This is a genomic window from Alishewanella aestuarii B11 (assembly GCF_000280055.1).
In the GTDB taxonomy this organism is placed as follows: domain Bacteria; phylum Pseudomonadota; class Gammaproteobacteria; order Enterobacterales; family Alteromonadaceae; genus Alishewanella; species Alishewanella aestuarii.
This window is the reverse complement of record NZ_ALAB01000027.1, coordinates 327,831-352,963: the sequence shown is the minus strand read 5'-3', so window position 1 is coordinate 352,963 and position 25,133 is coordinate 327,831. Positions and strand designations below refer to the sequence as shown.

21 protein-coding genes and 1 tRNA gene are annotated in these 25,133 nt (G+C 46.5%); 8 read left to right on the top strand and 14 right to left on the bottom strand.

Annotated elements, in window-relative coordinates; genetic code table 11:
- Positions 1-110: 110 nt before the first annotated feature.
- On the bottom strand, positions 111-1,199 hold the full coding sequence (locus tag AEST_RS11200) for a DUF3083 family protein (protein ID WP_008609126.1): 1,089 nt from the start codon (positions 1,197-1,199) through the stop codon (positions 111-113).
- 215 nt (positions 1,200-1,414) lie between these two features.
- Between AEST_RS11200 and AEST_RS11195 the strand changes: the two genes are divergently transcribed.
- Positions 1,415-2,059 (top strand): MarC family protein, encoded by a 645-nt coding sequence (locus tag AEST_RS11195; RefSeq protein ID WP_008609125.1) that lies wholly within the window; start codon positions 1,415-1,417, stop codon positions 2,057-2,059.
- A 47-nt stretch (positions 2,060-2,106) separates the two neighbouring features.
- Here AEST_RS11195 and AEST_RS11190 read toward each other — a convergent pair whose 3' ends face one another.
- Positions 2,107-3,615: a Na+/H+ antiporter NhaC family protein gene (locus AEST_RS11190; protein ID WP_008609124.1), complete on the bottom strand. Its 1,509-nt coding sequence runs from the start codon at positions 3,613-3,615 to the stop codon at positions 2,107-2,109.
- 391 nt (positions 3,616-4,006) lie between these two features.
- On the opposite strand from AEST_RS11190, the gene AEST_RS11185 reads away from it, so the two are divergent.
- On the top strand, positions 4,007-4,801 hold the full coding sequence (locus tag AEST_RS11185) for a THxN family PEP-CTERM protein (protein ID WP_008609123.1): 795 nt from the start codon (positions 4,007-4,009) through the stop codon (positions 4,799-4,801).
- Between the two features lie 97 nt (positions 4,802-4,898).
- Here the strand turns inward: AEST_RS11185 and AEST_RS11180 are convergent, their stop codons facing one another.
- Genes AEST_RS11180 through pepA form a run of 3 tightly spaced genes read right to left on the bottom strand, consistent with a single transcriptional unit; the run spans position 4,899 to position 9,749 of the window.
- Complete coding sequence (locus tag AEST_RS11180) at positions 4,899-7,757, bottom strand: valine--tRNA ligase (RefSeq protein ID WP_008609122.1); 2,859 nt, start codon at positions 7,755-7,757, stop codon at positions 4,899-4,901.
- A 19-nt stretch (positions 7,758-7,776) separates the two neighbouring features.
- Complete coding sequence (locus AEST_RS11175; RefSeq protein WP_008609120.1) at positions 7,777-8,241, bottom strand: DNA polymerase III subunit chi; 465 nt, start codon at positions 8,239-8,241, stop codon at positions 7,777-7,779.
- Positions 8,241-9,749, bottom strand: coding sequence for a leucyl aminopeptidase (pepA, locus tag AEST_RS11170; RefSeq protein ID WP_008609119.1), 1,509 nt, complete (start codon positions 9,747-9,749; stop codon positions 8,241-8,243). Before pepA ends, AEST_RS11175 begins: the two co-directional genes overlap by 1 nt.
- A gap of 214 nt (positions 9,750-9,963) precedes the next feature.
- On the opposite strand from pepA, the gene lptF reads away from it, so the two are divergent.
- Positions 9,964-11,067 (top strand): LPS export ABC transporter permease LptF, encoded by a 1,104-nt coding sequence (gene lptF / locus AEST_RS11165; RefSeq protein ID WP_008609117.1) that lies wholly within the window; start codon positions 9,964-9,966, stop codon positions 11,065-11,067.
- A gap of 1 nt (position 11,068) precedes the next feature.
- Complete coding sequence (gene lptG, locus AEST_RS11160) at positions 11,069-12,136, top strand: LPS export ABC transporter permease LptG (RefSeq protein ID WP_008609116.1); 1,068 nt, start codon at positions 11,069-11,071, stop codon at positions 12,134-12,136.
- Between the two features lie 30 nt (positions 12,137-12,166).
- On the opposite strand, the gene AEST_RS11155 is transcribed toward lptG, so the two are convergent.
- A complete protein-coding gene (locus AEST_RS11155; RefSeq protein WP_008609115.1) occupies positions 12,167-12,670 on the bottom strand; it encodes an RDD family protein in 504 nt (167 codons plus the stop codon).
- A 428-nt stretch (positions 12,671-13,098) separates the two neighbouring features.
- On the opposite strand from AEST_RS11155, the gene AEST_RS11150 reads away from it, so the two are divergent.
- The 4 genes from AEST_RS11150 (at position 13,099) to AEST_RS11135 (ending at position 16,955) form a co-directional block, all read left to right on the top strand.
- A tRNA-Leu gene (locus AEST_RS11150) sits at positions 13,099-13,185 on the top strand.
- Between the two features lie 163 nt (positions 13,186-13,348).
- Positions 13,349-14,476, top strand: a complete 1,128-nt coding sequence (locus AEST_RS11145; RefSeq protein WP_008609114.1) for a hypothetical protein — start codon at positions 13,349-13,351, stop codon at positions 14,474-14,476.
- Entirely contained in the window at positions 14,473-14,925 is a 453-nt protein-coding gene (locus AEST_RS11140) for a three component ABC system middle component (RefSeq protein WP_008609113.1), read from the top strand. Before AEST_RS11145 ends, AEST_RS11140 begins: the two co-directional genes overlap by 4 nt.
- Positions 14,922-16,955, top strand: coding sequence for a DUF3732 domain-containing protein (locus AEST_RS11135; protein WP_008609112.1), 2,034 nt, complete (start codon positions 14,922-14,924; stop codon positions 16,953-16,955). The genes AEST_RS11140 and AEST_RS11135 overlap by 4 nt, the downstream gene beginning before the upstream one ends.
- Positions 16,956-17,061: 106 nt before the next feature.
- On the opposite strand, the gene AEST_RS11130 is transcribed toward AEST_RS11135, so the two are convergent.
- From AEST_RS11130 to AEST_RS11095, 8 genes are all read right to left on the bottom strand, one after another.
- Entirely contained in the window at positions 17,062-17,331 is a 270-nt protein-coding gene (locus AEST_RS11130; protein WP_008609111.1) for a helix-turn-helix domain-containing protein, read from the bottom strand.
- The gene (locus tag AEST_RS11125) at positions 17,328-17,738 is read right to left on the bottom strand and encodes a DUF2787 family protein (RefSeq protein WP_008609109.1); all 411 of its coding nucleotides are present in this window, start codon (positions 17,736-17,738) and stop codon (positions 17,328-17,330) included. Before AEST_RS11125 ends, AEST_RS11130 begins: the two co-directional genes overlap by 4 nt.
- A 30-nt stretch (positions 17,739-17,768) precedes the next feature.
- Positions 17,769-18,212, bottom strand: a complete 444-nt coding sequence (locus AEST_RS11120; RefSeq protein ID WP_008609108.1) for a JAB domain-containing protein — start codon at positions 18,210-18,212, stop codon at positions 17,769-17,771.
- Between the two features lie 122 nt (positions 18,213-18,334).
- Positions 18,335-18,784: a DUF6641 family protein gene (locus tag AEST_RS11115; RefSeq protein ID WP_008609107.1), complete on the bottom strand. Its 450-nt coding sequence runs from the start codon at positions 18,782-18,784 to the stop codon at positions 18,335-18,337.
- A 39-nt stretch (positions 18,785-18,823) separates the two neighbouring features.
- Positions 18,824-20,848 carry an AAA family ATPase gene (locus AEST_RS11110; RefSeq protein ID WP_008609106.1) on the bottom strand — a complete coding sequence of 675 codons (2,025 nt, stop codon included), beginning with the start codon at positions 20,846-20,848 and terminating at the stop codon, positions 18,824-18,826.
- Between the two features lie 10 nt (positions 20,849-20,858).
- Entirely contained in the window at positions 20,859-21,752 is an 894-nt protein-coding gene (locus tag AEST_RS11105) for a tyrosine-type recombinase/integrase (RefSeq protein ID WP_039925424.1), read from the bottom strand.
- Positions 21,753-21,905: 153 nt separating this feature from the next.
- Entirely contained in the window at positions 21,906-23,225 is a 1,320-nt protein-coding gene (locus tag AEST_RS11100) for a hypothetical protein (RefSeq protein WP_008609104.1), read from the bottom strand.
- A gap of 1 nt (position 23,226) precedes the next feature.
- Positions 23,227-25,008 (bottom strand): DUF3987 domain-containing protein, encoded by a 1,782-nt coding sequence (locus tag AEST_RS11095; protein WP_008609102.1) that lies wholly within the window; start codon positions 25,006-25,008, stop codon positions 23,227-23,229.
- Between the last annotated feature and the right edge of the window lie 125 nt (positions 25,009-25,133).

The following is a 25,133-nucleotide window of genomic DNA, read 5'->3' as shown; positions in this document are numbered from 1 at the left end:
GCTAGTTTGTCAGGCAACAGCTTGTCAAGAAAATACCAATGCGATTGGAAATATTGAAAGACATCACAATACCCTGTTCATGGCTATTGTGATGCCAAATATCAACTAAGTTATTGGTGGTAACTGATATGCTGATGGAAACGCACCGTTAAATCATCGCGCTCTGGTTGTAGATTCAAAGCTTTAGCAAAACGACGCAGCGCGCTTTCTACTTCATTCATAAAGCGGCCATAACCCATATCGGTTTGGTCGTCTGGCGTGGCGAAAATGATCAGCTGCATCATTTCTACCAGCTTATCGCCCTGCAGGTCGCTGACCAGCTGGCCTTGTTTGGCGCTGGGGTCAAAACCAATCATCTGCAACTCTGTGCCCTGGCTGCTTTTATCAAACTGGCTATTGCGGACCAGCGGTAATAAACCATTGGCCAGCACGGCCAGATGTTGCAGTTTTTCTTGCTGACAGGCCGAGACAAAGTGATCGGCGATATGCTGATATAGTGGCAGATAGGGGCTGCTGCTGTGCAGATCCAGCTTTACCTGCTCTTTTAGCCGCCGGCTTAGCGGTAAATTGACAATCACATAAGTCAGGGCGCTATGGGCCGGCAGTTCAGCTTGCCGGGCTTTATAGCGGGCATCGATAGAGCGCAGTTTATAGCCGTAGCTTTCTTTACTGCCTTTGGCTTTGGCGAATAAATCATAGGTCAGATGCTGGTGATCACGGACTTTGATTTTCAGCTCTGCCAATGCCAGGCGGTTACGCAGCTCGGTCAGTAATGTCGTCACCTGCTGGTGAAAGGCTGCGGCATTAGAGCGCAGTGGCTGCTCGGTGGCCAGAAACAACAGGCTAATTTTCCGTGCCCGCACTTTGGCATCATAGAAGCTATGCTGGGCTTCATGGTAGCTGGGGTTATAGAAAAACAGAATTTGCTCGGCAGTTTGCAGCACATAGGCTTCCTGGTGGAAGCGCACTACCGGTGTTTTACCGTTCGCAATCAGGTGTACATTGCGCAGGCCAAACTGATCGGCCAGTTCAAACAGCTTTTGGCTTAGCGCCTGATACAGCGCTAGGTAGGGGGCGTCTGTGCTGCTTGCCGGGTAGCGGGCTACCAACTCATCGGACAAAACAAACTCAGCCAGCAGGTATTGATTATCGCGGGCCGACGCGGGCAAATAAACCTTGTGTTGCGAACTGACGGGCATAACCGTACTCCTGTACAGATTAAAATTGCGCCAATTGTAGCAAAAAGGCTGGCAAGAGTGCCAGCTGGTTAACATTATTTAAATCCTTGAGTGTTATCAGGTTTTTTTGCAGAGGCTGTGATAGCCCGTGTATGCATAGCAGGATGTTTTTTAAAAAATTCTGCTAGAATAAGCAGTTATTACCTTTTAACCGCCGCCTGAACTCTGGATAGATGATGTCTGTAACCTTATTAATTGATTATTGGCTAATTGCCATTACTGCACTCTTTGTCGTTGTTAACCCGCTGACAACGGCTTTTATCTTTGTTTCCTTATTGCCAAATGCCAATGCCATTCAGCGTAGGCGGGCTGCCAAACGTTCCACCCTGGTCTCGGCCGGGATCTTTTTGTTATTTGGTTTGCTGGGCAGTTTTATTTTTAAGGTATTTGGCATTACGCTGGAAGCCTTTCGCATCGCCGGCGGCCTGATCCTGTTTGGTATTGCGATGAGCATGATGCAAAAAGGTCTGGATGATGGCGAAGAAGCAACAGGTAAAGAGCCGCATCCGGATGGCAAGCTGGCGAAAGATGTGTCGATTATTCCGTTGGCGATCCCCTTTATTGCAGGCCCCGGCGCCATTGCCACCGTGATGATCCTAACCAGTGAAGCGCAGAGTTTGTGGCACTTTATTACGGTGTTCCTGGCTATCGGTATTACGACCTTTTCCTGTTATCTGGCAATGATTTATTCGCATGTACTGGTGCGTTATATCGGCGAGACCGGTAAAGAAATTATTACCCGGCTATTCGGCTTGATCCTGTCGGTTATTGCCGTGCAGTTTGTGATTAACGGCGTGCTGGATATATATCGCAGTTTATAAGTTGATAAGACAAAGGGGATGTCAGGCATCCCCTTTGTTTAAGATGCTTAGGCGATTAGGATAAAGCCAACAAAGGCAATAATCGCCGCAATTAGCGCGTATGGAAATTGCGTAACGGCGTGACTCATCAAGTTGCAGCCAGATCCTTGAGCCGCTAGTACGGTTGAATCACTATAGAAACAGGCCTGACTACCAAACGAGCTGGCAGATAACAGCGCACCGATAACCAGTGGAATATTAGCATCGACCGCCGTAGCCAATGGCATTACGATCGGAATTGATACCGCAAAAATCCCCCAGCTCGAGCCGGTAGCAAACGCCAGTAACGCCATGGCCAGAAACACCAGTGCTGGTAGCATTTGTGCAGTCATATAAGGTGCCAGATTCTCAATAACAAAAAGTGGCAGGCCTAATTTGTCGCAGACATCTTTAAAAATAAAGGCGGCAATGACGGTACTGATGGCTGGCAGCATGGTTTTAAAGCCATTCATCATCACGTCCATCATTTCTGACAGCGACATCAGCTTTTGTACACCGTAATAAATCAGCGAGAACACCAGCGCGGCAATCACGCCTTTTAATACATCTGGTTCGCTTAGTGAGTCACCCAGCAATACGGTAAATACAATCAGCGACAGCATCGGCACCATAAAGTTATGCACCTTGCCTTGCTTATTGCTGCTTTCAAACTCTTCTTCAATTGAGCTGACCGCATACTCATCACTGGTATGGTAGGGCATTTCTTCAGCGGCATGATGCTGTAAACGTACTGGCTGGCTTGGTGAATCGGCCAATTCACAGTCGATCGGTTTACCTTGCTGCATAGCAAGCTCAGCTTTCTTCATTGGGCCGATGTCTGGCATCAGTTTTAGCGCTACCAGCATCACTACGATTACTGCTAGTATGGGATACAGCATATAAGGAATGGCCTCGATATAAACGGCGACACCTTTGCCTTTTTCGGCGATATCGTTATCCTCCAGTAAGCCACCAAAGAACACCGCCCAGGTAGAGATTGGGACCAGTACACAAATTGGCGCAGCGGTAGAATCGACGATATAAGCCAGCTTTTGACGCGAGACTTTAAATTTATCGGTAACCCGCTTCATCGCTTCGCCAACAGACAGCGCATTCAGATAGTCATCGACAAAGATAATACAGCCCATAATAAAGGTCATAAACATCGATGAACGTTGGCCTTTGGCTTTCTGAGCGCCAAAACGACCAAATGCCACTGCACCGCCAGTATGAATTAATAAGCCAATTAGCGCACCAAAGCCGGCACAGACCAGAATTAACCAGCCGATGGTTTCATCCTGCATCACGTCGACGGCAATATCGGAAAAGTTTGAAAGCGACTCAGTGGGGCTGAGTAATAACAAACCGACCACTGCACCCAATACTAACGCCAGTATCGGGCGCTTTAACCAAACTGCGAAAACCAATACCACGATCGGTGGAATTAAGCTTAAGGCAGAGGGTGCTGCAAGGGCGGCCGCTTCGGCCGCCGCGGCAATAGGTTCGGCCAGACTCTCTAAAGAAGCATCTGCTGACATGGTTGCTTATTCTCGTAATAAAAGCCGGGATAGCCGGCAAAGTTAACTGAACCGTTGCAGCAGATTTACAACTCAACGGAGCGGAACACTGCGTGGTGCTCTGGCTAAACGGGCGGTTTAGCTGCATAAGTATCCAGCGCAGGTCTGTCTGATCTTTATGCAGACAAACGCGTGCATCATAGCAAAAAAACGATTTTGCACAATTGGAATCTTTGTGCCTGATATAGGGCGACAGCTGTCAGCTATTTTTACAGCCTGACATTTGCGTTGAAATTAACTTTCGCCAAGTCAAGTAGTTATTTTATGGCACGCTCTATGCTAATTCATGGTTGTAGTTAATCGTCAGACGAGCATTGAGCAAGCTGATAAAACATTTTGCAGGAGCGAGAAAATGAAGAAAATTTTGAAAGGTGCCATCGCAGGGGTCGCGTTGTTATTAGCGCCCTTCACCCAGGCTGCAATGGTCACGCAATGGGACTATACCGTTACGTTAGGTTGGACTGGCTGGACCTTTGGGGCTGGTACAGGAACTCAGTCAACATCAGCATCTCTGCTAACCTGGGGTGCACCCGGTGGTAGTCACGATGTGATTGGTGGTGGTCGTAGTGGTTTAGGTATCACCGAATCACCGGCTAATGGTACCATCAATACCAACGGCCCTTTTGCATTGACTAATATTATCACGCACTACAACAACCCGATCAGCGCTTCTTATGCAACGCTGACCAACGCAGTGTTACAGTCAACACTGTTGTTAACACCAATTAATCCGGTGGATGACACCTTAGACTTACTGGTAGCAAATTTCAGTATTAATTTTATTGAAACACCGAACCAAAGTCCTTGCCCATTCCCATCGTTATCGGTATGTGATGATATTTTTGTTATCTCAACTGATGCGTTGAATGCGTCTTTTGACTATAACGGTTTTACCTACTTTATCAGCATTATTGAAACCAGTGGTTCTTTAAATCCAATGGACGCTGCGACCTGTGCGCAAGCCGGTATTGTTGGTCCATGTTTTGGCTTTAAAACCCAGGAGAACCAATTTACCGACGCCCAGTTCGCATTCCTGATCACCACTGAACCTGTGACTATCGTTGCTGCACCTGGTGTGCTGGCGCTGATGGGGTTGGGTTTAATGGCTCTGGTCGGTGTACGTCGTCGCAAGCAGTTAGTCGCATAGTATCAATCGTTAAATAAAAAATGCCGGCATAGTCCGGCATTTTTTATGGTCAGGTTACCCCCGGAAAGGGGGCTGTCGGGATAGAAATTACCGACTACTATAAGGCGGCGATTTCGGCCTGCTGCGCCTGCAGTTTGCTTACTGCCTGCTCCAGTTCAGCGAGTTTAGCGCGCTCCTTCTCTAGCACCGCTTCCGGTGCCTTGGCAACAAAGCCTTCGTTGTTCAGCTTGCCCGCAACCCGGGATAACTCTTGCTCGGTTTTTTCCAGTTGCTTGGCAATACGGCCCAGTTCTGCTGCTTTATCAATTAAACCCGCCATTGGGATCAGCAGGTCCATGCTGCCAATCAGCTGAGTGGCGCTGGCTGGCGCCTTAGCATCAGCCGCCAATACCTCCAGGCTGTCCAGTTTCGCCATTACCAGCAGGAAATTACGGTTTTGCTCCAGTCGGCGCTGCTCTTCTGCATTAAGATTACGCAGCAATACCGTTAATGGCTTAGACGGCGCAATATTCATTTCGCCACGCACGTTACGGATAGCGGTGATCACGGCTTTTAACCATTCCAGATCGGCCTGCGCCGTTTCATCCACCAGCTCGGCCTGATAAACCGGATAGGCGGCCAGCATAATGCTGTCGCTGTTAATACCGGCCAGTGGCTTAACGGCTTGCCAGATACTTTCGGTGATATAAGGCATAATCGGATGCATCAGGCGTAACAGGCTTTCCAGCACGGTGATCAGCGTATGGCGGGTGCCGCGCTGCTCTGCTTCAGAGCCTTTGAACAACACCGGCTTGGTCAGCTCCAGATACCAGTCACAGAACTGGTTCCAGGTAAACTCATACAGTGCAGTGGCGGCCAGATCAAAGCGATAGCTGTCGAAGTAATGCCGTACTTGTTTTACCGTTTGCTGGTATTGTGCCAGGATCCATTTATCGGCCAGTGACAGCACCTTATCGTTGCTGTTAAAGCCGCAGTCCTGGCCTTCGGTATTCATTAGCACATAGCGGCTGGCATTCCACAGTTTATTGCAGAAGTTACGGTAACCTTCTAAGCGTTTCATATCCCAGTTGATATCACGCCCGGTAGACGCCAGTGCAGCCAGCGTAAAACGCACCGCATCGGTGCCGCTGGCCGGAATACCCTCCGGGAACTGCTTGCTGGTACGGTCGGCAATTTTCTTTGCCAGCTGCGGCTGCATCATATTGGCAGTGCGTTTTTCCAGCAGTGCGTCCAGCGTAATGCCGTCAATCATATCCAGTGGGTCAATCACATTACCCTTGGATTTTGACATCTTATCGCCGTTTTCATCCCGGATCAGGCCGGTGACATAAACTGTCTTAAAGGGTACTTGCGGCTTACCATCGGCATCTTTAATAAAGTGCATGGTCATCATGATCATCCGGGCAACCCAGAAGAAAATAATGTCAAAGCCGGTCACTAACACATCGGTAGGATGGAAGTTCTTTAAATCTTCGGTTTGCTCTGGCCAACCCAACGTCGAGAATGTCCACAGCGCCGAACTAAACCAGGTGTCTAGCACATCATTATCTTGATTCAGGCTGACACTAGCTGCCAGCTGATATTTACTGCGCACCTCAGCTTCGCTACGACCGACATAAATCTTGCCGTCGGCATCATACCAGGCTGGAATCCGGTGGCCCCACCACAGCTGACGCGAGATACACCAATCCTGAATATCACGCATCCAGCTGTAATACATATTCTCGTATTGTTTTGGCACAAACTGAATATCGCCGTTTTCTACCGCTTCGGTCGCCGTTTTCGCCAGTGGCGCAACCCGCACATACCACTGATCAGTCAGCATCGGCTCAATTACCACGCCGCTGCGATCACCATAAGGCAGGGTGTTGTTGACCTCTTCAATTTTTTCCAGCAAGCCGGCGGCATCAAAGGCGGCAACGATGGCTTTGCGGGCATCGTAGCGGTCCAGGCCTTGATATTCAGCCGGGATGGCAATCTGCAGTTCAGTATTTGGCTGGCCGTTAATATGGTAGCAGTCTGCGCTCTGACGGATAGTGGCATCCGGGGTCATCACATTAATCAGTGGCAGTTGATGACGCTTACCGACTTCGTAGTCGTTAAAGTCATGCGCCGGCGTGATTTTGACGCAACCGCTGCCTTTGCTCATGTCGGCGTGTTCATCAGCGATAATCGGTATGCGGCGGTTGGCCAGCGGTAATAGGATGGTTTTGCCAATCAGATCTTTATAGCGCTCGTCATCCGGGTTTACCGCAACGGCGCTGTCACCGAGCATGGTTTCCGGGCGGGTGGTCGCCACCACCAGATAGTCTTTACCATCGGCGGTCTTTATGCCATCGGCCAGCGGATAACGCAGGTGCCAGAACTGGCCTTTTTGCTCTTTGTTCTCGACTTCCAGATCCGAAATCGCGGTATGCAGTTTCGGATCCCAGTTTACCAGGCGTTTGCCGCGGTAAATCAAATCATCTTCATACAGCCGGACAAAGACTTCCTGCACGGCATTCGACAGGCCGGCATCCATGGTAAAGCGTTCACGGTCCCAATCGACCGAGTTCCCCAGGCGGCGCATTTGTGAGGTAATGGTACCGCCGGATTCAGCCTTCCATTGCCATACCTTTTCAATAAATTTGTCGCGGCCAAGCTCGGCGCGGCCGGGCAGACCTTCCTGCGCCAGTTTACGCTCTACTACCATCTGGGTGGCGATACCGGCATGGTCAGTACCAACTTGCCACAGCGCATTTTTGCCCTGCATCCGCTGATAGCGGGTGAGCGCATCCATAATGGTTTGCTGGAACGCATGCCCCATATGCAGGCTACCGGTAACATTTGGAGGCGGGATCATAATGCAGTAGTTATTACCCGGCCGGTTATCGCCGTTCGGTTTAAAATAGCCCTTGCTTTCCCAGGCCTGATACATCGCCTGTTCTATTTCACTGGGGTTAAAGGTTTTTTCCATCTGAGTGATACCTGTAAATTCAGTCGGCAGTAATCGTTTCCGGCAGAATGCCCGCCTGTCGATACTGCTTGTAGCGTTCCCGCGCCTGCGCTTTTAGCGTTGGCTCGGCGGGCACAAATTCAATAATTTGGTTAAAGCGCCGGGCAAAGTCCGGTACCTGATCGGCCAGGTTAATTAACACCTGGCGGCTGGCTTTGGGCGCCTGCCAGCCAATTTCTACCGGTGCGCCGCGTTGCGGGCCTTCACCGGCCAGGTTGTGCGGCACAAAACTGTCTGGCTCAAATTGCCATAACAGTTCATCCAGCACTTCAGCGCTTTGTTGGTCGGCAGTATATACGAAAACCCGTTGTTTGGCGCGGTATAGCTGGGCGCAAAGCTGGCAGGCTAAAGCAAAATGAGCTGGCGCAGGCGTCAGCTCATTAGCTTGGGAACCGGTACTGGCTGCAGCACTTTGCTCAGCCAGCACATAGAAGGTAACCTGCATCAGTGATCCTGCTGCTGACCAGTACGATTGATCAGGAACTGGGTTAGCAATGCGACCGGCCGGCCGGTTGAACCTTTGTCTTTACCGCCACTGCGCCAGGCGGTACCGGCGATATCCAGATGTGCCCAATGATATTTGCGGGTAAAGCGTGACAGGAAGCAAGCGGCAGTAATGGTACCGGCAGCGCGGCCACCCAGGTTGCTAAAGTCAGCAAACGGGCTCTCCAGCTGATCCTGATACTCATCCCATAGCGGCAGGCGCCAGGCACGATCGCCACTTTGCTCCGAGGCATTCAGCAGCTCATGCGCCAATGGGTTATGGTTACTCAGCAGGCCAGAGGCATGTTTACCCAGTGCAATCACGCAGGCACCGGTCAGGGTCGCCACATCAATCACCAGCTCAGGGTCAAAGCGTTCGACATAGGTCAGCGCATCGCACAGCACCAGCCGGCCTTCGGCATCGGTATTCAGCACTTCGACGGTTTGGCCTGACATGGTGGTCAGGATATCACCTGGCCGGTAAGCGTTGGCATCTGGCATATTTTCCGCTGCTGCCAGTACCGCGACGATATTTACCGGTAACTGCAGGTTAATCACTGCCTGCATGGTACCCAGCACTGAGGCGGCACCACACATATCAAACTTCATCTCATCCATGCCATCGCCCGGTTTCAGGCTGATACCGCCGGAGTCGAAGGTCAGACCCTTACCAACCAGTACCACCGGCGCGCTGTTATCGGCCGCGCCCTGATATTTGATCACCGACATTTTCGGTTCATTCACTGAACCGCGGCCAACCGCCAGGTAGGAGTTCATGCCCAGAGCTGACATTTCGGCTACGCCTAATACTTCAACGCTGACCTTATCCGATAACTTACTCAGTGCTGACGCCTGTTCGGCCAGATAGGCCGGGGTACAGATATTCGGCGGCATATTCCCGACATCTTTACACTGCTTAATACCGGCAGCGATAGCTAAACCATGTTCCACTGCGCGCTCGCCAATCGTCAGATCGCGGCGGGTCGGCACATTAAATACAATTTTACGCAGCGGGCGGCGGGTTTCGTCCTTTTTGCTTTTCAGCTTATCAAAGACGTAGAGGCAATCCTGTGTGGTTTCCACCGCATGACGTACTTTCCAGTAGGTATCGCGGCCTTTAACATGCAGCTCGGATAAAAAGCATACCGCTTCCATCGAGCCGGTTTCGTTCAGGGTGCTAATAGTTTTGGCGATGATCTGACGGTACTGGCGCTCATCTAATTCGCGCTCTTTGCCACAACCAACCAATAATACACGCTCACTTAATACATTGGGCACATGGTGCAGTAACAGCATCTGGCCTGGTTTGCCTTCCAGGTCGCCGCGGCGTAATAAGTTACTGATATAGCCTTCACTGATTTTATCCAGTTGCTCGGCTACGGCGGACAGCCGGCGTGGCTCATACACACCGACCACAATGCAGGCACTGCGTTGTTTTTCCGGACTTCCGCTTTTGACGCTGAACTCCATGTTTACTCCTGATTCTAAGAGACTGTGCTACTATGGGCGCTGATCGCATACAGCAGACGCGGCAGCCACAAGGTATGGTGCTGAAATTTTACCGGGTTTTACTGAAAAAGCTCGGTTTTAATGCCGCTTTGCCCGATAATAAAGTGTATAAATACCAAGTTTACTGAAAAATCACCAGCTTTCCAGAGAAAAGACAGGTTTTTAGGGGGCATTTTTGATTATTTTTCGTTATCTGATTGGTGAAGTCTTTCGCGCTCAGTTAGCTGTCTTTGTTATTCTGACCACCATTATTATCAGTCAACGTTTTGTAAAAATCCTGGCTGACGCCTCTGAAGGCGAGATCCCCGGCCAACTGGTACTGAGTATCGTGGCGTTAAAGTTACCGCAGCTGGCGGTGATTATTCTGCCGCTCAGCGCCTTCCTTGGTATCCTGGTGGCGTACGGTCGAATCTATGCCGACAGTGAGATGACAGTGCTTCATGCTACCGGCGTCAGCGAATGGTATGTCACCCGCCTGACGCTGCTATTATCGGTAATGATGGCGCTGCTGGCCGCCAGTGTTACCCTGTATTTCAGCCCTTGGGCAACCGAGCGCGAATATCAGCTACTGGAGCGCGCCGAATCGGACGCCGGTTTATTTTCGCTGGTACCAGGCCGGTTCCAGCATACTTCGAATGAAAAAGCAGTGATTTTTGTGCAGGAGGTCAGCCGCTCCGGTAACCAGCTGGCCAAGGTGTTTGTCGCCCAGTCCGTCGAAAAAGACGGCGGCAGCCAACAGGCTATTGTTTATGCCTCAGGCGGTGCCGTATATGAAGATCCGGAAACCGGGGCGCAACTTATGACGCTGGAGCAGGGGCGCCGCTATGCCGGTGATGGCCAGTCACCGGCTTATGAAGTGATCGAATTTGATCGCTATCAAATCCAGATCCGCGAACAGGAGGTCGAGCAGCGGCGACGTAAACTATCCAGTTTAAGTACGCCGGCGCTGTTAAAAGAAAGCGGTAGTGAGGCGATTGCCGAATGGCATTGGCGGATTGCGATCCCGCTATCAATCCCAATTTTAACCCTGATTGCCGTGCCACTGAGCCGAGTGAACCCGCGCCAGGGCAAATTTGGCCGGTTATTACCGGCGCTGCTGCTGTACCTGTGCTACTATGCCTTGCTGATTATCGCCCGCTCGGCGCTGGAGGATGGCAAGATCCCGCCGCAACTGGGCATGTGGTGGCTGCATGCGGCCGGTTTGACGCTGGGGACGGTATTGATCCTGCGTAACCGGGAAGGGGCGCAGAAGATCCGGGCCTGGGTAGCGGGGCGCTAAGATGATCAGAATCCTCGACCTTTATATCGGTAAAACCATTCTTACTACCTCGGCGCTAACCTTAAGCGTCTTGCTGGCGTTATCAGCGATGTTCCGTTTTATTGACCAGATGCGTTCTATCGGCCGCGGTTATTACGATATGGTGCATGCTGCGCTGTTTACGCTGTACAGCGTGCCTGGCGATGTGGTGATGTTCTTTCCAATGGCGGCGTTAATCGGCGGCCTGATTGGCCTGGGGATCCTGGCCAGCAGCAGCGAGTTGGTGGTGATGCAGGCTGCTGGCTTATCGCGGCTGAATATTATTAACTCGGTGATGAAGTCGGCTGTGCTGATGGTACTGGTAATGATGGCGGTAGCAGAGTGGGGGGCACCGGTGACAGACCGCGCTGCGCGCGAGCTCAGAATTAAAGCCATCTCAGACGGTAATGTATTTGCGGCGCGGCAGGGAGTCTGGGCCAAAGACGGCAACAGCTTTGTGAATATTAAAGAAGTCGACGATCTGGGGAATCTGAAAGAGGTGATTATCTATCAGTTTCAACCGGATCTGGCGCTGGCCCGGGTGGTACGGGCCGAAGCGGCGCAATACCTTGATGATGCCTGGCGCTTGCAGCAGGTTACTGAACTGACCTTTAGTGACGAGCGGATTGAGCAACAGCGACTGCCAACCCAGCGCTGGCGCTCTACGCTGACACCGGACAAACTCAGTGTGGTGAGTATTAAACCGGAAATGTTATCACTGCGGGGGCTACGCGAATATGTCGATTACCTGCAGCAAAATGGTCAGGAAGCCAGCCGTTACCAATTAGCCTATTGGCGGAAAATTCTGCAGCCGGTTACCCTGGCGGCGATGTTGCTACTGGCATTGTCCTTTATTTTTGGCCCGCTCCGTAGCGTAACCATGGCGGCCAGAGTATTGCTGGGCATTCTGACTGGTTTTGGCTTTTATATGAGTAACGAGGTATTCGGGCCGCTGGCGCTGGTGTATCAGTTGCCGCCATTAGCTGGTGCTGCTGTACCCAGCCTGCTGTTTATTGCTATTTCGCTGTACTTTATGCGGCGAAAAATCTAGGTGTACTTACCGAACCTTACTCAGCCCGCTTTAGCGGGCTGTTTTATGTAAATTCAGCACCTTACTTTGATCTTTGCTAAGCACAATCATCTGACTGTTGGTCAGCTGATCCTGCAGTGCCAGCCCTTTACCCCTGCGTAACCAGAGCCAGAAATTGCCAAGGCTACCTAAAGCCAGCAGAGCTCTGGACAGTGCCTGTAAAGCAGTTAATGGTTCACCGCTTTGGCTGACGACCAGCAACCGCCATGCCCGCATGCCGAGTGTTTGGCCTGCTTTACACCAGAAATACACATAAAAACCGAGAATGACACTGAGCAGGTAGACGAAATACAACCACCGGCGCCAGCCACTGGTGATATAGGCAGCGATATCCTGCCCGGGTAACAGGGTGATCAAGGCACTCCACACCAGCACTTGCACAAAAAACATGGCCAGGCCAGCGGCCAGCATAATCAGCGCACAGAGAATTAACACATCATAAATAATGGCTGCTAAGCGCCGTGCAAAGCCAGCCCGTGGGGCATCCTGATACATAACCGCTCCTGAAGATAATAGCGTTAGTCTAGCATGAGGCGTCAATGGCGCCCAAGAGTTGATAACACTGTACGCCCTGTCGGCTAGCATCAAAAGGATTAAGAAACACGGAGGGTTTTGAATCCACCTCGTCTAAATTGGTGCTATTTTAAGCAACTGTGGTGATAAGGCAGTGAAATGTCACACAAAGCACTTGCGCCTGCCAAGCGGCATCGTATAATGCAGGCGTTTACCTCAAACAACTCCTCTCTGCCTGGGTGGCGAAATCGGTAGACGCAGCGGATTCAAAATGCAATGCGTCTAAGATAGTGGTAGACATAACTCATTGAATAGTCTACGATTTAAGAGTTATTAAAAGTGCAGCGGTTATGCAAAGTTTTGCAAAGTCCTGTTTCTGCACTAGTTACAAGATAAAAGACCTCTCAAATGCCTGGGTGGCGAAATTGGTAGACGCAGTGGATTCAAAATCCACCGTTGGCGACAACGTGCCGGTTCGAGTCCGGCCCTAGGCACCAATCAAATTTTCAAAGTTTGTAATTATTACTCCTTTCTTAAAAACCGGATTAAGTACACAGAATCTATTGAAGTTTATTCGATAGGCTTAAAGGTCTGGAATTTAGTTGTGTTTTGCTTTAACTTCTCATTAAAACAAATCCAAGGGAAAGGGATGTTGTTAAAATGATTACAGGACAAACAAAAAATGCAGTACTAACGACCGCGTTAGCTTTTCATTACCAGGTACTGATTGGCTTGGATAAATGCTTTTTACTTGAAGAAAGCCAATCTGTTTGGTTTGAAAAAGATGGTGATGTGAGTCTGTTGTCACCAGATGCTTTGGCATCGACCCAGACAGAAGTTAAAGATTATTCGGCTCCACTTACTGACCACCACGAAAACCTCTGGAAAACACTCAAGAACTGGTTAGCAAAAGAGTTTGACCACACCCAATATGGTGGTTTGGTGCTGCATACCACTCAGGCTTTTGGTGCAACTTCCCGGCTAAATGATTGGAACACGCAAACAGCTGAGAAACGTTTACAGGTACTACAACATATTTTTGCTGAGCGCACCGATGAGCAGCTTAATGCTGAAAAGCTATCTGAAGTCATAAAAATACAGAAAACTGTGATGGCTTTTGATGAGGCTTTGCTAAAAAGTGTACTTGGCAAAGTTACCTTGTTTACTGAGGCCGATAATGCTCAAGCACTAGAAAATCAGATTCTGGCTAAACCTGTTGGCATTCCGAAGAATAACTTAAACAGTTACCTTGATGGGTTAGTTGGATTTGTATATGCGCAAGCAACGCAGCAATCTTGGACCATTAGCCAGCAGGCTTTCGTAGCAAAGTGTGAAGAGTTAACAGCCCTTCTGTGTAAAAAGGAATTCACTTTTCCGGTTTTTTCAGGGTATGAAGCGTCGGAGCATGAAGTTGAACTACATCAAGACAGACCGTTCGTCCAAAAAATAGCTGAAATAGATCATCATCAAATGATCCCTGATGCTGTCGGCAACTGGCTAGAACTGCAAAACTCTCTTTTAGAGCAACTTGATGAATATCCTTTATACAAAGATAAAACGATGACCTACCAGAACCAGCTAGTAAAAAAGTTTAAGCTTGCTCATTCAAGTGCCCAACTCCAAGCAGTCGATGTGCTTAAAAGTTCGAAGTTACTGTATAACAAAACCATGGAAGAGCAAGCGCTCAATATGGGTAATGTCATCCCGCCGATTGAGTACAAAAATGGTTTGATCCACGATGCCATGGACGATGACGAGAGAAATTTAAAGTGGAAGATTGAGCCATGAGTAGTATTGTCGAAGCTCTGTACGAGTTAAAGTACAACCCATTTGAATATGGGCCATATCTTGCCTCGTTTTACACACATTTGGATGAGTCAGAAAACAACTTGTTGCTTGCTCCGTTGGTCATTCCGCTTTGTAGTCATCTTCTTTACAGCCATAAGCTCTATAACTCGAACAAACGAAGCTCAATTTGGTCAGTTTTTGACGACCGAACCAAACTCTATGACCTACAAGAGCGAATTGACGGGTTTCAAGACTTAACAGAGCAATGCATTCAATACTGCTTAATCAATGACTGGCTATCGGTTAATGAGCAACGACTATCTCTGGCGGTATGTGATGTGGCTGATTCAACCTTTACCTCTCAAAAAAGTGCAGAAAAGTTAGGTAGCTTATTTAGCGGGCACTCAGTGGTCGAGATTTATGCGTTTTTAGGAGTGAAACCGCGATGAAAACACTTATTCATGAAATAGGCGTGATTGATAAACAAGGAATCAAACACCCCGTTAATTTTAAAGCTGGGCTAAATGTTGTTACTGGTAAGTCATCGACAGGTAAAAGTGCTTTAATAGAAATATTTGACTACTGCTTTGGCAGTAGTGAAAACACCATCCCAAAAGGCGTTATCACCACCAGTGCAGCCATTTACTATGTGGCTCTTGCAGTTAATGAGCAAGATATGGTGATTGCTCGTGATCCCGATATGGCTACAAAGGCTTTTTTTCGTCGTGTAGACGCATTCAACACGACAGAAATTGATCGAGACTACTTCAATGCCAACTATTTTCGACCTTTAAAAGAATTTACAAAGCATTTAAGGGGCTTTTTCTTAGATATAGATGATGTTGATGAGTCGCTCCAGACTAGAATTAATCGAGGCCAAAAAGCTCCTACACCATCTATTCGTAGTTTTTCGTCGTTTATCCTTCAACATCAAAACTTGGTTGCCAATAAGCATGCGTTATTTTATCGGTTCGACGAGAAGGAAAAGCGAGATCAGGCTATTGAGCATACAAAGATATTTTTAGGGCTTGTCGATCAAAAATTCTTTCACCTATCACAAGAAAAAGAAAGACTAAATGCAGAGGAGCGACGATTAGAGCGTCAAAAAGAAACCAACAAGCGTACGTCCGAAAGTTATAAACAGAAAGTCGGCCCTGTTTTAAGTCAACTATACGCTTTGATGGGCTTTAAAGATGTTCCCTTATCCTTGGACAAGGTACTTCGGCACCCTCAAGATGCCAAAGACCAACTCGATGTCATCATCGTTGCTGAGAAAATAAATCATAACTCCGATGCAATAACGCAACGGTACATGCAATTGAAACAAGCTCGTAATCAAAAAACGTCTGAGTTAAGGCAGTTACAGCGGCAAGCATCTTCGATTAAAAAGCATATTCATGAAGAGGAACGATTTGTTGATAACATAAAACAGTTTAGCTCACCCAAGCATGTTCATATCTCCGCTTCAATATGTCCGTTTTGTCAAACCGAAAAAAACAGCTTACGTGAAAGTGCTGAAAAACTTCAACAGGCTATCTCAAAAGTATCGGGAAATCTTGCGCAAGCTCGCCCGATGAAAGCAAAGTTTGAATCCTCTTTGGTCGAAGTTCAGCGTACTATTGAAGTTGTAAATAGGGCATTGACTGAGCTCAATCAGCAAATAACAGAGATTGAGAAAACAGAGAAGCAGTTAATAGAACAAAAGAGCCTTTATGAGAGTATTGTAATGCAGAAGGCAAAGCTATTTGCGCTTCTTGATACCCTTAATATGGCTGATGACGCAGAGCTTGAAAAAGAAATTAAAGAGGTTAGGAAACAACTCAAGCAAATTACTGATGCGCTTAAAGTGTACGATGTGAAAAAAGGTTTGACACATGCATCGGATAAGGTAAACGAATATATGTCTGTAATTGGCAGTCATTTTGAGTTTGAAGCCAGTTACAAACCAATTAATCTTCATTTTTCATTTGAAACATTCGATCTTTACCATTTAACACCTGACGACGAAAAAATCTATCTACGCTCAATGGGGAGTGGTGCAAATTGGCTATACTGCCATGTAACGTTATTTTTAGCTTTGCATAAGTATTTTGCTGAGCTGGGCGATAAATGTGCTATCCCTTCAATACTGTTTTTGGATCAGCCTACTCAGGTGTATTTCCCTAACTTCAACCGCGATAACTCTGCGACCTTTGAAGAACAAAAAAAACAAGAGGCTGAACAGCGTAAAACCCTTAATGTTGGTCAAAATATCGACGAAGATATCAAAGCTGTTGAAAATCTATTCAGTCAGCTATCCACATATTGCAATGACCTCAAATCAAACATTGGTTTTAGTCCGCAGATCATAGTGACTGATCATGCCGACAATCTAAAACTATCAAACGGGGTTGAGTTTGAGTCGCTGGTGAATGGCAACAGATGGCGTAATAGAGGGCTAATTGAGCCTGTACCAGAACAAGTGAAAAAGGCTGATTAACATAATTAAACACTCAAGGACCAGTTATCTTAAAAACTTATTTTGGTGAGTAACTTTTACGTCTGCTTCTTTGGTCGAGAGGTCACCCGACCTCTCGAAATACTGTTTACTCAGATTTAAGAAATACCCGAAGTGAAAGAAATGATTTCGTCGGAGATACATCAAGCCAGTTACACATATCAATGAATTCCAACAAATCCAGCCCACGCTGTGCCTGCTCAATCTTGCCAAAATAGCTATGCGGTCTGCCACTTTTCGCTGCCATATCGCGCATAGTATACCCTTTTGCCATGCGCTGTTCACGTACCCACTGACCTAAAGCTAATCTGCGTGGATCATCGTTGTTAATGTTTTTGCGTTTTTCAATCTTGCTCATGATGTCACCTCAATATCAAACACGCTCATTTCAAGCCAGTAGGTTAAAAAGTTATCTTCCCATATCGGGTAGATTTCTCTGGCGACTTCGATCGGGTAATAGCCTGATATGTCTTGAAACGTACCAGCGATAAACTCAAAGTCGAGCGCTTTTACAAGTTCTGCATAATCCCCGATACCTGCATAACAAAAGTCTGTGATGTAGCAGAGGTCATATCTGCCGCTTCTGCCTGTGATCATGATTTCAACCGGATGGTAGCCACCATGTTCAGCACTGTATTTCGGATCACGAAAGTTAACGGTGACGAACTCTGCCATCGGCTCTTTTACAGGTTTTATTAAGTCGATAAGTGCATCGATCAATCGCTTTGACACAGGCAAAGCAAGCCCCTCGTACTGAATACGCATAGGTGTTTTCCTCTATGTTATTAAGATGTGCTAAAAAATGTATGGGTGTGTTTGCATCAGGCTAGTGAAGCTATCAAGGCCGATAATCAGATGGTCGAGCACTTTGATGTCCAGCACTTCAGCGGCTTTAATCATCCTTTCGGTAAAATTAATATCTGACTGACTGGGTTTTGGGTCGCCAGACGGATGGTTATGTATCAGCAGAATATTCGGTAAATTCAGTAGCACAGCAGTACGCAGTATTTCAGCAGGACGAACCTGAACCGCATTGACTGTGCCGGTTGCAACGACTTCAAAACAGTTAATGTCGTGCTGTTGTGTCAGGTTCACGACGATAAACTGCTCTTTTGTTTCATACTTCAGATAGTCAAATAGCTGTGCGATGCGCTCAGGTGAGTTAATGTTCTTACCTGTGATATTGCACACCACTTCTTTGAAACGATACTTCACATCGATTTCGCGTAACGTTGGCATAGCACCTCCAAAACCGTTGAAACCTTATAGTTGCTAAGTGCAGTAATAAACATATGCACTGTCAAAACCTCTGAAACTGCCAGAGCGCAGCAACACTCTGGCAATCACTTTCATGGTTAAGCCTATTTTTTCGGCTCTTTAGGTTTTGAGGGTTTCTCCGGTTTCGATTGGATGATTTGCTGATCTAATTCACCCGCTTCAACCGCTTTGATGATGGCGTTAATCACAACAGGCAATTGTGTTTTGTCACCGACATCAATTGCGGTTTTACCTTTATCAATCTCCATCGCCTTAAAGCCGACACGAATTTCAAAGAAGTAATGTTCTTTGTCATCAAAGTACCAAGGCCGTACGGCTTTGCGTTTGCGTACTACTTTTTTCTCACCTGTTTCTGGATCAGTTACCTTCTTTTCACGATAAGCTTCAAACGGTTGACCGTCTAACATGGCCTGTGCAATTGCTAACTGCTCATCGAGCTTTTCGATGAGGCGTAAGCGTTTGCCGATAATGGGTGGTTTAGGCTCAATTTTTGGGCGAGCGATAACCTTGAGAGAACTCAATATGCTTGTCATAGGTATTTCCTTTGTTAGTCGCTGGCGCTTGTTACTAAATTAGTGAACAAAGCCAATCGAGGGGTTGGGTTGTTTACGTTTATTCTCGTCGAGCAGCATATTTAGCGCTGACTGACGATGGTCTTGCTTGGGTTGAAACTTCATACGTCTTGCGATGATCGCAAAATCGCCTGGGGTTAAGTACTTGAGTGTGCTGAGCTGCTGTTGTTCGTCTGCTGATAGCTTAGAAGCGCTTAGGATGCGACGGAACAGCATCAAGACTTGCTCTGTATGCAAGTAGTCGCACTCAAGCTTAAAATCGAATCTACGCAGTACGGCTTTGTCTAACAGTGTTTCGAAATTAGTTGCAGCAAACAGGGGCTGTGTAAAGCACTCCATTTGCGTCAGGATTTCGTTAACGAGCTGCACTTCATGATGCGCTTTTAAACGTTCGCGATTGACCAGTAAACTGTCAACTTCATCGAGTAACAGTACCTGTTTGTTTTGATGCGCTTCTAAAAACAGATTACGTACATTCTGCTCACTGTCACCGACATACTTGCTTAAAATGTCAGAGCATTTAACGCGCTTCATTTTCAGACCTTGTTCTTGTGTCATGTGATGCGCGTAGGCTGTTTTACCTGTACCAGGAGGACCACATAACAACACACGAACAGGTTGTTTCGCTTTTAGTGCATAGGCAATATCATTAATCACCTGCTTGGGTTGTTTAATGTTAAGTAGGCTCACATCGAACGGCATTTCTTGCTGGTAATCCATGGGTTGTTGCCACAAACCACACGCATCTAAGGTATGTTCAATCACCTCTAGTACGGTACTTTCTGCTTTGCGTCGTTTATCACCTATGGTGCGTGACACATAAGCCGCGTTACCAATAACTGCGGGCGTGATGTGTTTTATCGCAGCAATTTTATCAATGGTATCGTCACTGATATTCAAGCCTGTAACCGCATTCGTCGTCAGTTCACGCAGCTTTGTTTCATCAGGTGAGGTGACTTCGAGTACCAGCTTAAAGCGCCTGATATAACTGTCTTCTAAACAGCCGATGTAGTTTGTTATCCATATTGCTGGCACCGTATTTTGCTCCAACGTCTGATGCAGCATATCTTTGCTATAGGCTTTATCCGCGTTGTAGAAAATACTTTCACACTCATCAACCAGCAGTATGTTTTCACTACTGCCACGAAGCAGCGTCTGCACGGTCGTTAAGTACTGTAAGCGCTGACTACTGACGTATTTGGTGTTATGCGGATTGTGCAATTTGCCGTCTTTTACAACCTGACTGCCAACTTCATAAAGTTTACGGTCAATATGTGCAGCAAGGGCGCGAGCAAGTTCAGTTTTACCTGTGCCTGCATAGCCATAGAGTAAGATGTTCACGCCAACATGCTTTGCTTGTGCGGCATTCTTTAGATACCGCAGCAGTAAATCAGTATTCACATACTCAAAGTTGTCGATGTCGAATTGTGCAGCAGGACTCTCAACTAAAAAGCGAGATAGTACTTGTTCGCATGACGTTACCACCTCTTTAGTCAGTAGGTGCTGGATCGGCTGTGAGATTTCAATCCACTGCAACAGCGTTAGCGAATTGTCGGTGGCAAAGATGCCACGATTCATCAACGTTTCGACCGCTTCCGTGATTTCATGCCGTGCTAAATCACTTATTTCCTCGAAAAACTGCATGAAGTCGTGTGCCTCATCCGGTAGCTCAAGGTTATCAAGCAAGAACTTCGCATGCGGGTTGATGTTCATCAGCAGAATAAACTCAAGTAACACCGCAAACTTGGTGTTTACTTCGAACAGCTCACACAGTTTTACGAGGTTTTGGCGTACTTGCGCGGTCTTTTTTACTGACGGGTCTGGTATGCGTAAGTACTCGGCAAGTTCATGGTTCGAATAACTTTCAGAATATGAAATGCCTGTACCAATAACACGACTAATCATCGGTACTGATAGCTCAATCATAAAGAGTGCATCAGGTATTTCGGTGAGTAAGCGATAACATATCGCGCCAGCCATATGATTTAGGTGACGTGATGGTGATTTATGTTTAGCTTTTGCCATTCTCGATACCTTACTCATAACGCAGTGCCGCAGCGGCTTGTTGCATAAACTGCACATCGCGTTTATCGTAGATAGTGGTTGTGGTAATAGCCGCATGGCCTGCCATCTGACGCACGGTATTAAGGTCAACATTTTGCTCTAGCAAGCGCGTAATAAAGGTGCGTCGCAGGTCATGCGGTGACGCATTTTCAACGCCTATTCGCTTTAACTTGCTCTTAATCAGTCTGAACACGAGTGATACACTGATAGTGCTATCAGGACTGACTTTGCCGCCTACTTGCACCGGACAGAACAAGAAACCTGCTTGTTTTGAACGAAGCGCCAGCCAGTTTTGTAGATGTTGCTGACACCATTCAGGCAAGAACACAGTGCGTGATTTATTGCCTTTACCATGACGCACGAGCAGCGTTTGCTTGCTAAGGTCGAGGTCTTTTATATCAAGCGCCACCAGCTCAGAGCGTCTAAGGCCAGTACCAAGCAGCACTGCGAATAAGGCAACATTGCGAATACCTGTTGCTGATGTTGAACGAGTTAGCATCTCGAATAACGATTTAACCTGCTGTTTAGTGAGCGCTGTGCCTTGAAACTCAGGGTATTTAAGCTGACTGATGGTACTTAGCTGCTCAAGTTGTTCAGCATTAGCCTGTTTCATCATGACCGCGATTTTAACGATGCTTTTAAGCGCCACTTGCGCACGGTTGATCGAGCGAGGTGCCCAGCCCTCATGCTGTAACAGCGTGCGGATTTGCAGCATTTCTTGATAGTTGACGCGATTAAAACGGGTCACATCGTCAAGCGGCCAGCCCATGATGCGAGCAATACTACGCAGTTGTGAGGCAATAGATACCCTGCTTGTTGCCGACAGTTTGCTTAGGTAAAGCGCGTACGGCGAAGCTGTACTCATAGAGTACCTCCGATAGTTAAGTAGTGATTTTTTGGGTTGTAAAACGGGAGAGAAATGTGATGTAAGAGGCTGAATTATAGCATAAAACCACTTAAAATTCAGCCTCTATTTTTGACACGCATAATCTAGCAGTAATCAAACCTTGGCAATTTTTCAACCACGACTGAATGCAGTTATGTTGAAAATCAGTTTTTTAATGGCATCCTTTTGTTTGGCATTAAACCAAGTCAGGTTAATGTGCATCTTGTACTTCTCAATCAACTTAAACATAGCCTTCAGCTGCTTCTGACGCATCGATTTATTTTTAACGGTCAATTGTTTTAACATTTTTGCGGTCAACAGATTGCCGCTCTTATCCAACTTTTTCGAATAGTTGCGTAAGGTTTTGATAGCTCCTAGCTCCAGAAACTGTTTCGTCAGTTGTGAGTACTCTAGGTAAATCAGAGGTGAATATACTGCTTTAGCACGAAACATAGATGACAAAGTTTCCAGCTCCGGCAGTTTAATTTTTTTACCATTATTACCCTGTGGTATTGAAACAACCTCTAAGCGCACTAACTCAAATGGGTTTAAGTCAGGGCCTGAAAGCGTTACAACATGATTCTGGCGTTTCCCTAGTTGTTTAGCAATTTTGTTATAAATCACAGTACGGGACTTACTTTTACTGCCAACATAGAACGTCTGACCTAGGCCATCTTCAGGTTTCTTGGGGATGGCGTTGTACCTTTGAACATTACTCGTTGCTAAAGGGATCATAGCCGCAGGAATACCAACAAAGTCTAAAGCCAGATCAATGCGAGTTACTGTAGCTGCTGTAAGTGTCTTTAGCAGGTTTTTAAATATCCCAGTCTGATCAAGCGCTTTGAAAATGTCCTGAATTTCCTCATTTGAGAAACGAGCAGGGTTAAACGAAAATCGTAGTGCTTTCTGCTTTTTACCTTTTCGCTTCCAAGTACCAAATGAAAAATATAGCGGCTCGCTCTTGGTTTCATTTGGCTGAAGAAGACGAATTTGGTATGTACTCCGATAATAATTCCTAATTTTTTTCTCTTCTGAGTACTGATTATGGTTGCCTAGGTCTTTTACTGCTACCAAGTTATAGTCACTAAACTCACCATGCTCAAAAAACTGTGTAATCGCTGCTACCTCTGATTTTGTTGCTGATGCGGTAAAATTAATGGAGTCAATCGTGGGTAAAAGCCCCCACTTTTCTGGATCTGATAATTGGCTACGTAAAAGCATGTCATATGCAACCAAGAATTCTAATGACGTTTCTGGCACTTGAGGCTTTGCGCTGTATGATTTAGCCAGTGCATTTAATTCAAACTCTGCAATAGTACGACGGTTAATGATTGTCTGATAATCTTCTGGGGCAACACACTTGTTCATTAGGTGCCGAAAGGCACCTAATGAAGCTTGCAGTTGCTCAAAGCTATCAACATTAATGGATTTTGCTTTGAACTGCTTAGTCATGTTAAACCTCCAACAAATCCTGGTTAATTTTCCAGTACACAGTTGGACGGCCACCCAGTGTCGAGTCTGATGAACGTTTTTTGAACAGTTCGTACTGGTTAAGAATCTCTAACAGTGACTCCACCAAAGCAGCCCCCTTAAAGCCACGCCATTCCTTTTTGATGACTTGGCTGACGGTAAATGATTTTGATGCCAAGTTAGATGAGATCAAACGTTCCAAAAGCTCTAACGCTTTTGCTTCACGCTTCGTTTCATTAAGGCCAAACGCGTTTTTAAAATGAACCTCGTTAAACTCAACATATTCTGCCGCGCACTCAACATCTTCAAGTTCAATAGTTAACTCGGAGAAATTTAACTTCTTAGTACGGAAAAAGGCGTTAACGAGTGACACGGATGCAATAAAAGGGAACCGTTTACCATAAAGAGCCTCAATCACTTGGTTATCGGACTCTTGCGACATTTTGTATTCATACTCAGTTTGTAGCTGCTTCAAAAGAGCTTGAGCGTCTTTAGTGGGTAAAACTGCCACCCAATCTTTAAAAGTAAATGTGAGCAGGTTATCTATTATTTTTCCCCATAACTTCATATAACCGTCAACTTCTGCATCATTCATTGCATCTTGGGATACTTTATTTCTTTCACAGAAGGCAATCAGAGAAAAGCGCTGAATCAGTCCATCGTTCACAAAGTTTACAATTTTTTCTAGGGTGTCTGGCTGCGTACAGCCCAGCAAACTTGCTTTCTTACTCTTAGTTTCATATGTCTGATTCCCATCAATATGATTTGATTGACTATTACCATCCATAAGGTCAATTAGCAGTTCTTTAAAAAGGCCACCTGCTTCTTGAGATAGCTTTAGAATTGAACCAACCTCATCTTTGTTTATGATAATCGGGTAGTCAGTTTTGCTAACAGCTTTTTGCAAGGCTGATTTAGTAAGACTATTAAGCAAAATATCAGGTATACCCTCGTCTTGCTCTAGCTCTTCAATGCTCTTTTGAATTCTGGCTATCTCATTTTTCAGTGCTATCACATCTTCATTATTTTCTATATCTACATCTTCTTCTTTTCTTAACTCCAATATGAGTTTTACAATTTCATTGGCCTTTTTCTTCGCTATTTTTCGTAACTCAGCGATTTGTAATAAATCTAAATCTGAAGGCTTGCGAGTTGAATGTTTACGAATCGCTGCTGTTACAGCAGATAGTGCTGTATAAAGTGTTCCGGATTTACCAGTGCTAGGGTTATCAACTATGAGTCCAGACATATTGGGTGAAATACTGAATTCAGAATTGTTTTTGAACGGTTGTACATAAACAATTCTGGAGAGCAGGTTACTAATAATCACATAGATGCAGATAGCCGCATAAGCCATACTGGAATTTGAGCGGATAGCTATTGCTGTTGCCACTTTAAGCAAAAGGTCTGGCAGCATAGACTCCTGAAATCTAGGACTCGTAACCTTACTCGCATCCTTCAGCTTCTTAACTTGATGTTTGCATATGTCTTTCGAGTTAAGATCAGCGTCATTTCGAAGATCAGGTTTTAGAGCTGAGAATCCCTTACTTGGCGTCTCTTTAGCTTCTTTCACTGTGTTTGCTGGCGTTTGTTTCAGAGACTGAGTTTTCGCCTTAGTCGATACATTTGCTGTTGTACTACCTTTTTGAACAAATTTAGATTTGCCATGTGATGGCACATTGATTGTTCTGCGGAAGTTTTTGCTTTTAGCCATTTTTATACCCTCATGATTAAAGTTAATGTCAGCTGCACGACTCAAATCCATCAGAATTTGAGTTGCTGTATTGCGGCCACATGAGAAGTTTGCTGGATTTCAAAACAAGCAGTTAGACACCAAAAAATAAAGTTGCGATAACTTGCAATGCCTTAGAAGCCGCATTAATACTGGGC

What these genes read in the sequence shown, in the direction of transcription:
- AEST_RS11200 (WP_008609126.1), bottom strand. Translation starts at nt 1,199, where the DNA reads ATGCCCGTCAGTTCGCAACACAAGGTTTATTTGCCCGCGTCGGCCCGC.
- AEST_RS11195 (WP_008609125.1), top strand. Translation starts at nt 1,415, where the DNA reads ATGTCTGTAACCTTATTAATTGATTATTGGCTAATTGCCATTACTGCA.
- AEST_RS11190 (WP_008609124.1), bottom strand. Translation starts at nt 3,615, where the DNA reads ATGTCAGCAGATGCTTCTTTAGAGAGTCTGGCCGAACCTATTGCCGCG.
- AEST_RS11185 (WP_008609123.1), top strand. Translation starts at nt 4,007, where the DNA reads ATGAAGAAAATTTTGAAAGGTGCCATCGCAGGGGTCGCGTTGTTATTA.
- AEST_RS11180 (WP_008609122.1), bottom strand. Translation starts at nt 7,757, where the DNA reads ATGGAAAAAACCTTTAACCCCAGTGAAATAGAACAGGCGATGTATCAG.
- AEST_RS11175 (WP_008609120.1), bottom strand. Translation starts at nt 8,241, where the DNA reads ATGCAGGTTACCTTCTATGTGCTGGCTGAGCAAAGTGCTGCAGCCAGT.
- pepA (WP_008609119.1), bottom strand. Translation starts at nt 9,749, where the DNA reads ATGGAGTTCAGCGTCAAAAGCGGAAGTCCGGAAAAACAACGCAGTGCC.
- lptG (WP_008609116.1), top strand. Translation starts at nt 11,069, where the DNA reads ATGATCAGAATCCTCGACCTTTATATCGGTAAAACCATTCTTACTACC.
- AEST_RS11155 (WP_008609115.1), bottom strand. Translation starts at nt 12,670, where the DNA reads ATGTATCAGGATGCCCCACGGGCTGGCTTTGCACGGCGCTTAGCAGCC.
- AEST_RS11145 (WP_008609114.1), top strand. Translation starts at nt 13,349, where the DNA reads ATGATTACAGGACAAACAAAAAATGCAGTACTAACGACCGCGTTAGCT.
- AEST_RS11140 (WP_008609113.1), top strand. Translation starts at nt 14,473, where the DNA reads ATGAGTAGTATTGTCGAAGCTCTGTACGAGTTAAAGTACAACCCATTT.
- AEST_RS11135 (WP_008609112.1), top strand. Translation starts at nt 14,922, where the DNA reads ATGAAAACACTTATTCATGAAATAGGCGTGATTGATAAACAAGGAATC.
- AEST_RS11130 (WP_008609111.1), bottom strand. Translation starts at nt 17,331, where the DNA reads ATGAGCAAGATTGAAAAACGCAAAAACATTAACAACGATGATCCACGC.
- AEST_RS11125 (WP_008609109.1), bottom strand. Translation starts at nt 17,738, where the DNA reads ATGCGTATTCAGTACGAGGGGCTTGCTTTGCCTGTGTCAAAGCGATTG.
- AEST_RS11120 (WP_008609108.1), bottom strand. Translation starts at nt 18,212, where the DNA reads ATGCCAACGTTACGCGAAATCGATGTGAAGTATCGTTTCAAAGAAGTG.
- AEST_RS11115 (WP_008609107.1), bottom strand. Translation starts at nt 18,784, where the DNA reads ATGACAAGCATATTGAGTTCTCTCAAGGTTATCGCTCGCCCAAAAATT.
- AEST_RS11110 (WP_008609106.1), bottom strand. Translation starts at nt 20,848, where the DNA reads ATGGCAAAAGCTAAACATAAATCACCATCACGTCACCTAAATCATATG.
- AEST_RS11105 (WP_039925424.1), bottom strand. Translation starts at nt 21,752, where the DNA reads ATGAGTACAGCTTCGCCGTACGCGCTTTACCTAAGCAAACTGTCGGCA.
- AEST_RS11100 (WP_008609104.1), bottom strand. Translation starts at nt 23,225, where the DNA reads ATGACTAAGCAGTTCAAAGCAAAATCCATTAATGTTGATAGCTTTGAG.
- AEST_RS11095 (WP_008609102.1), bottom strand. Translation starts at nt 25,008, where the DNA reads ATGGATTTGAGTCGTGCAGCTGACATTAACTTTAATCATGAGGGTATA.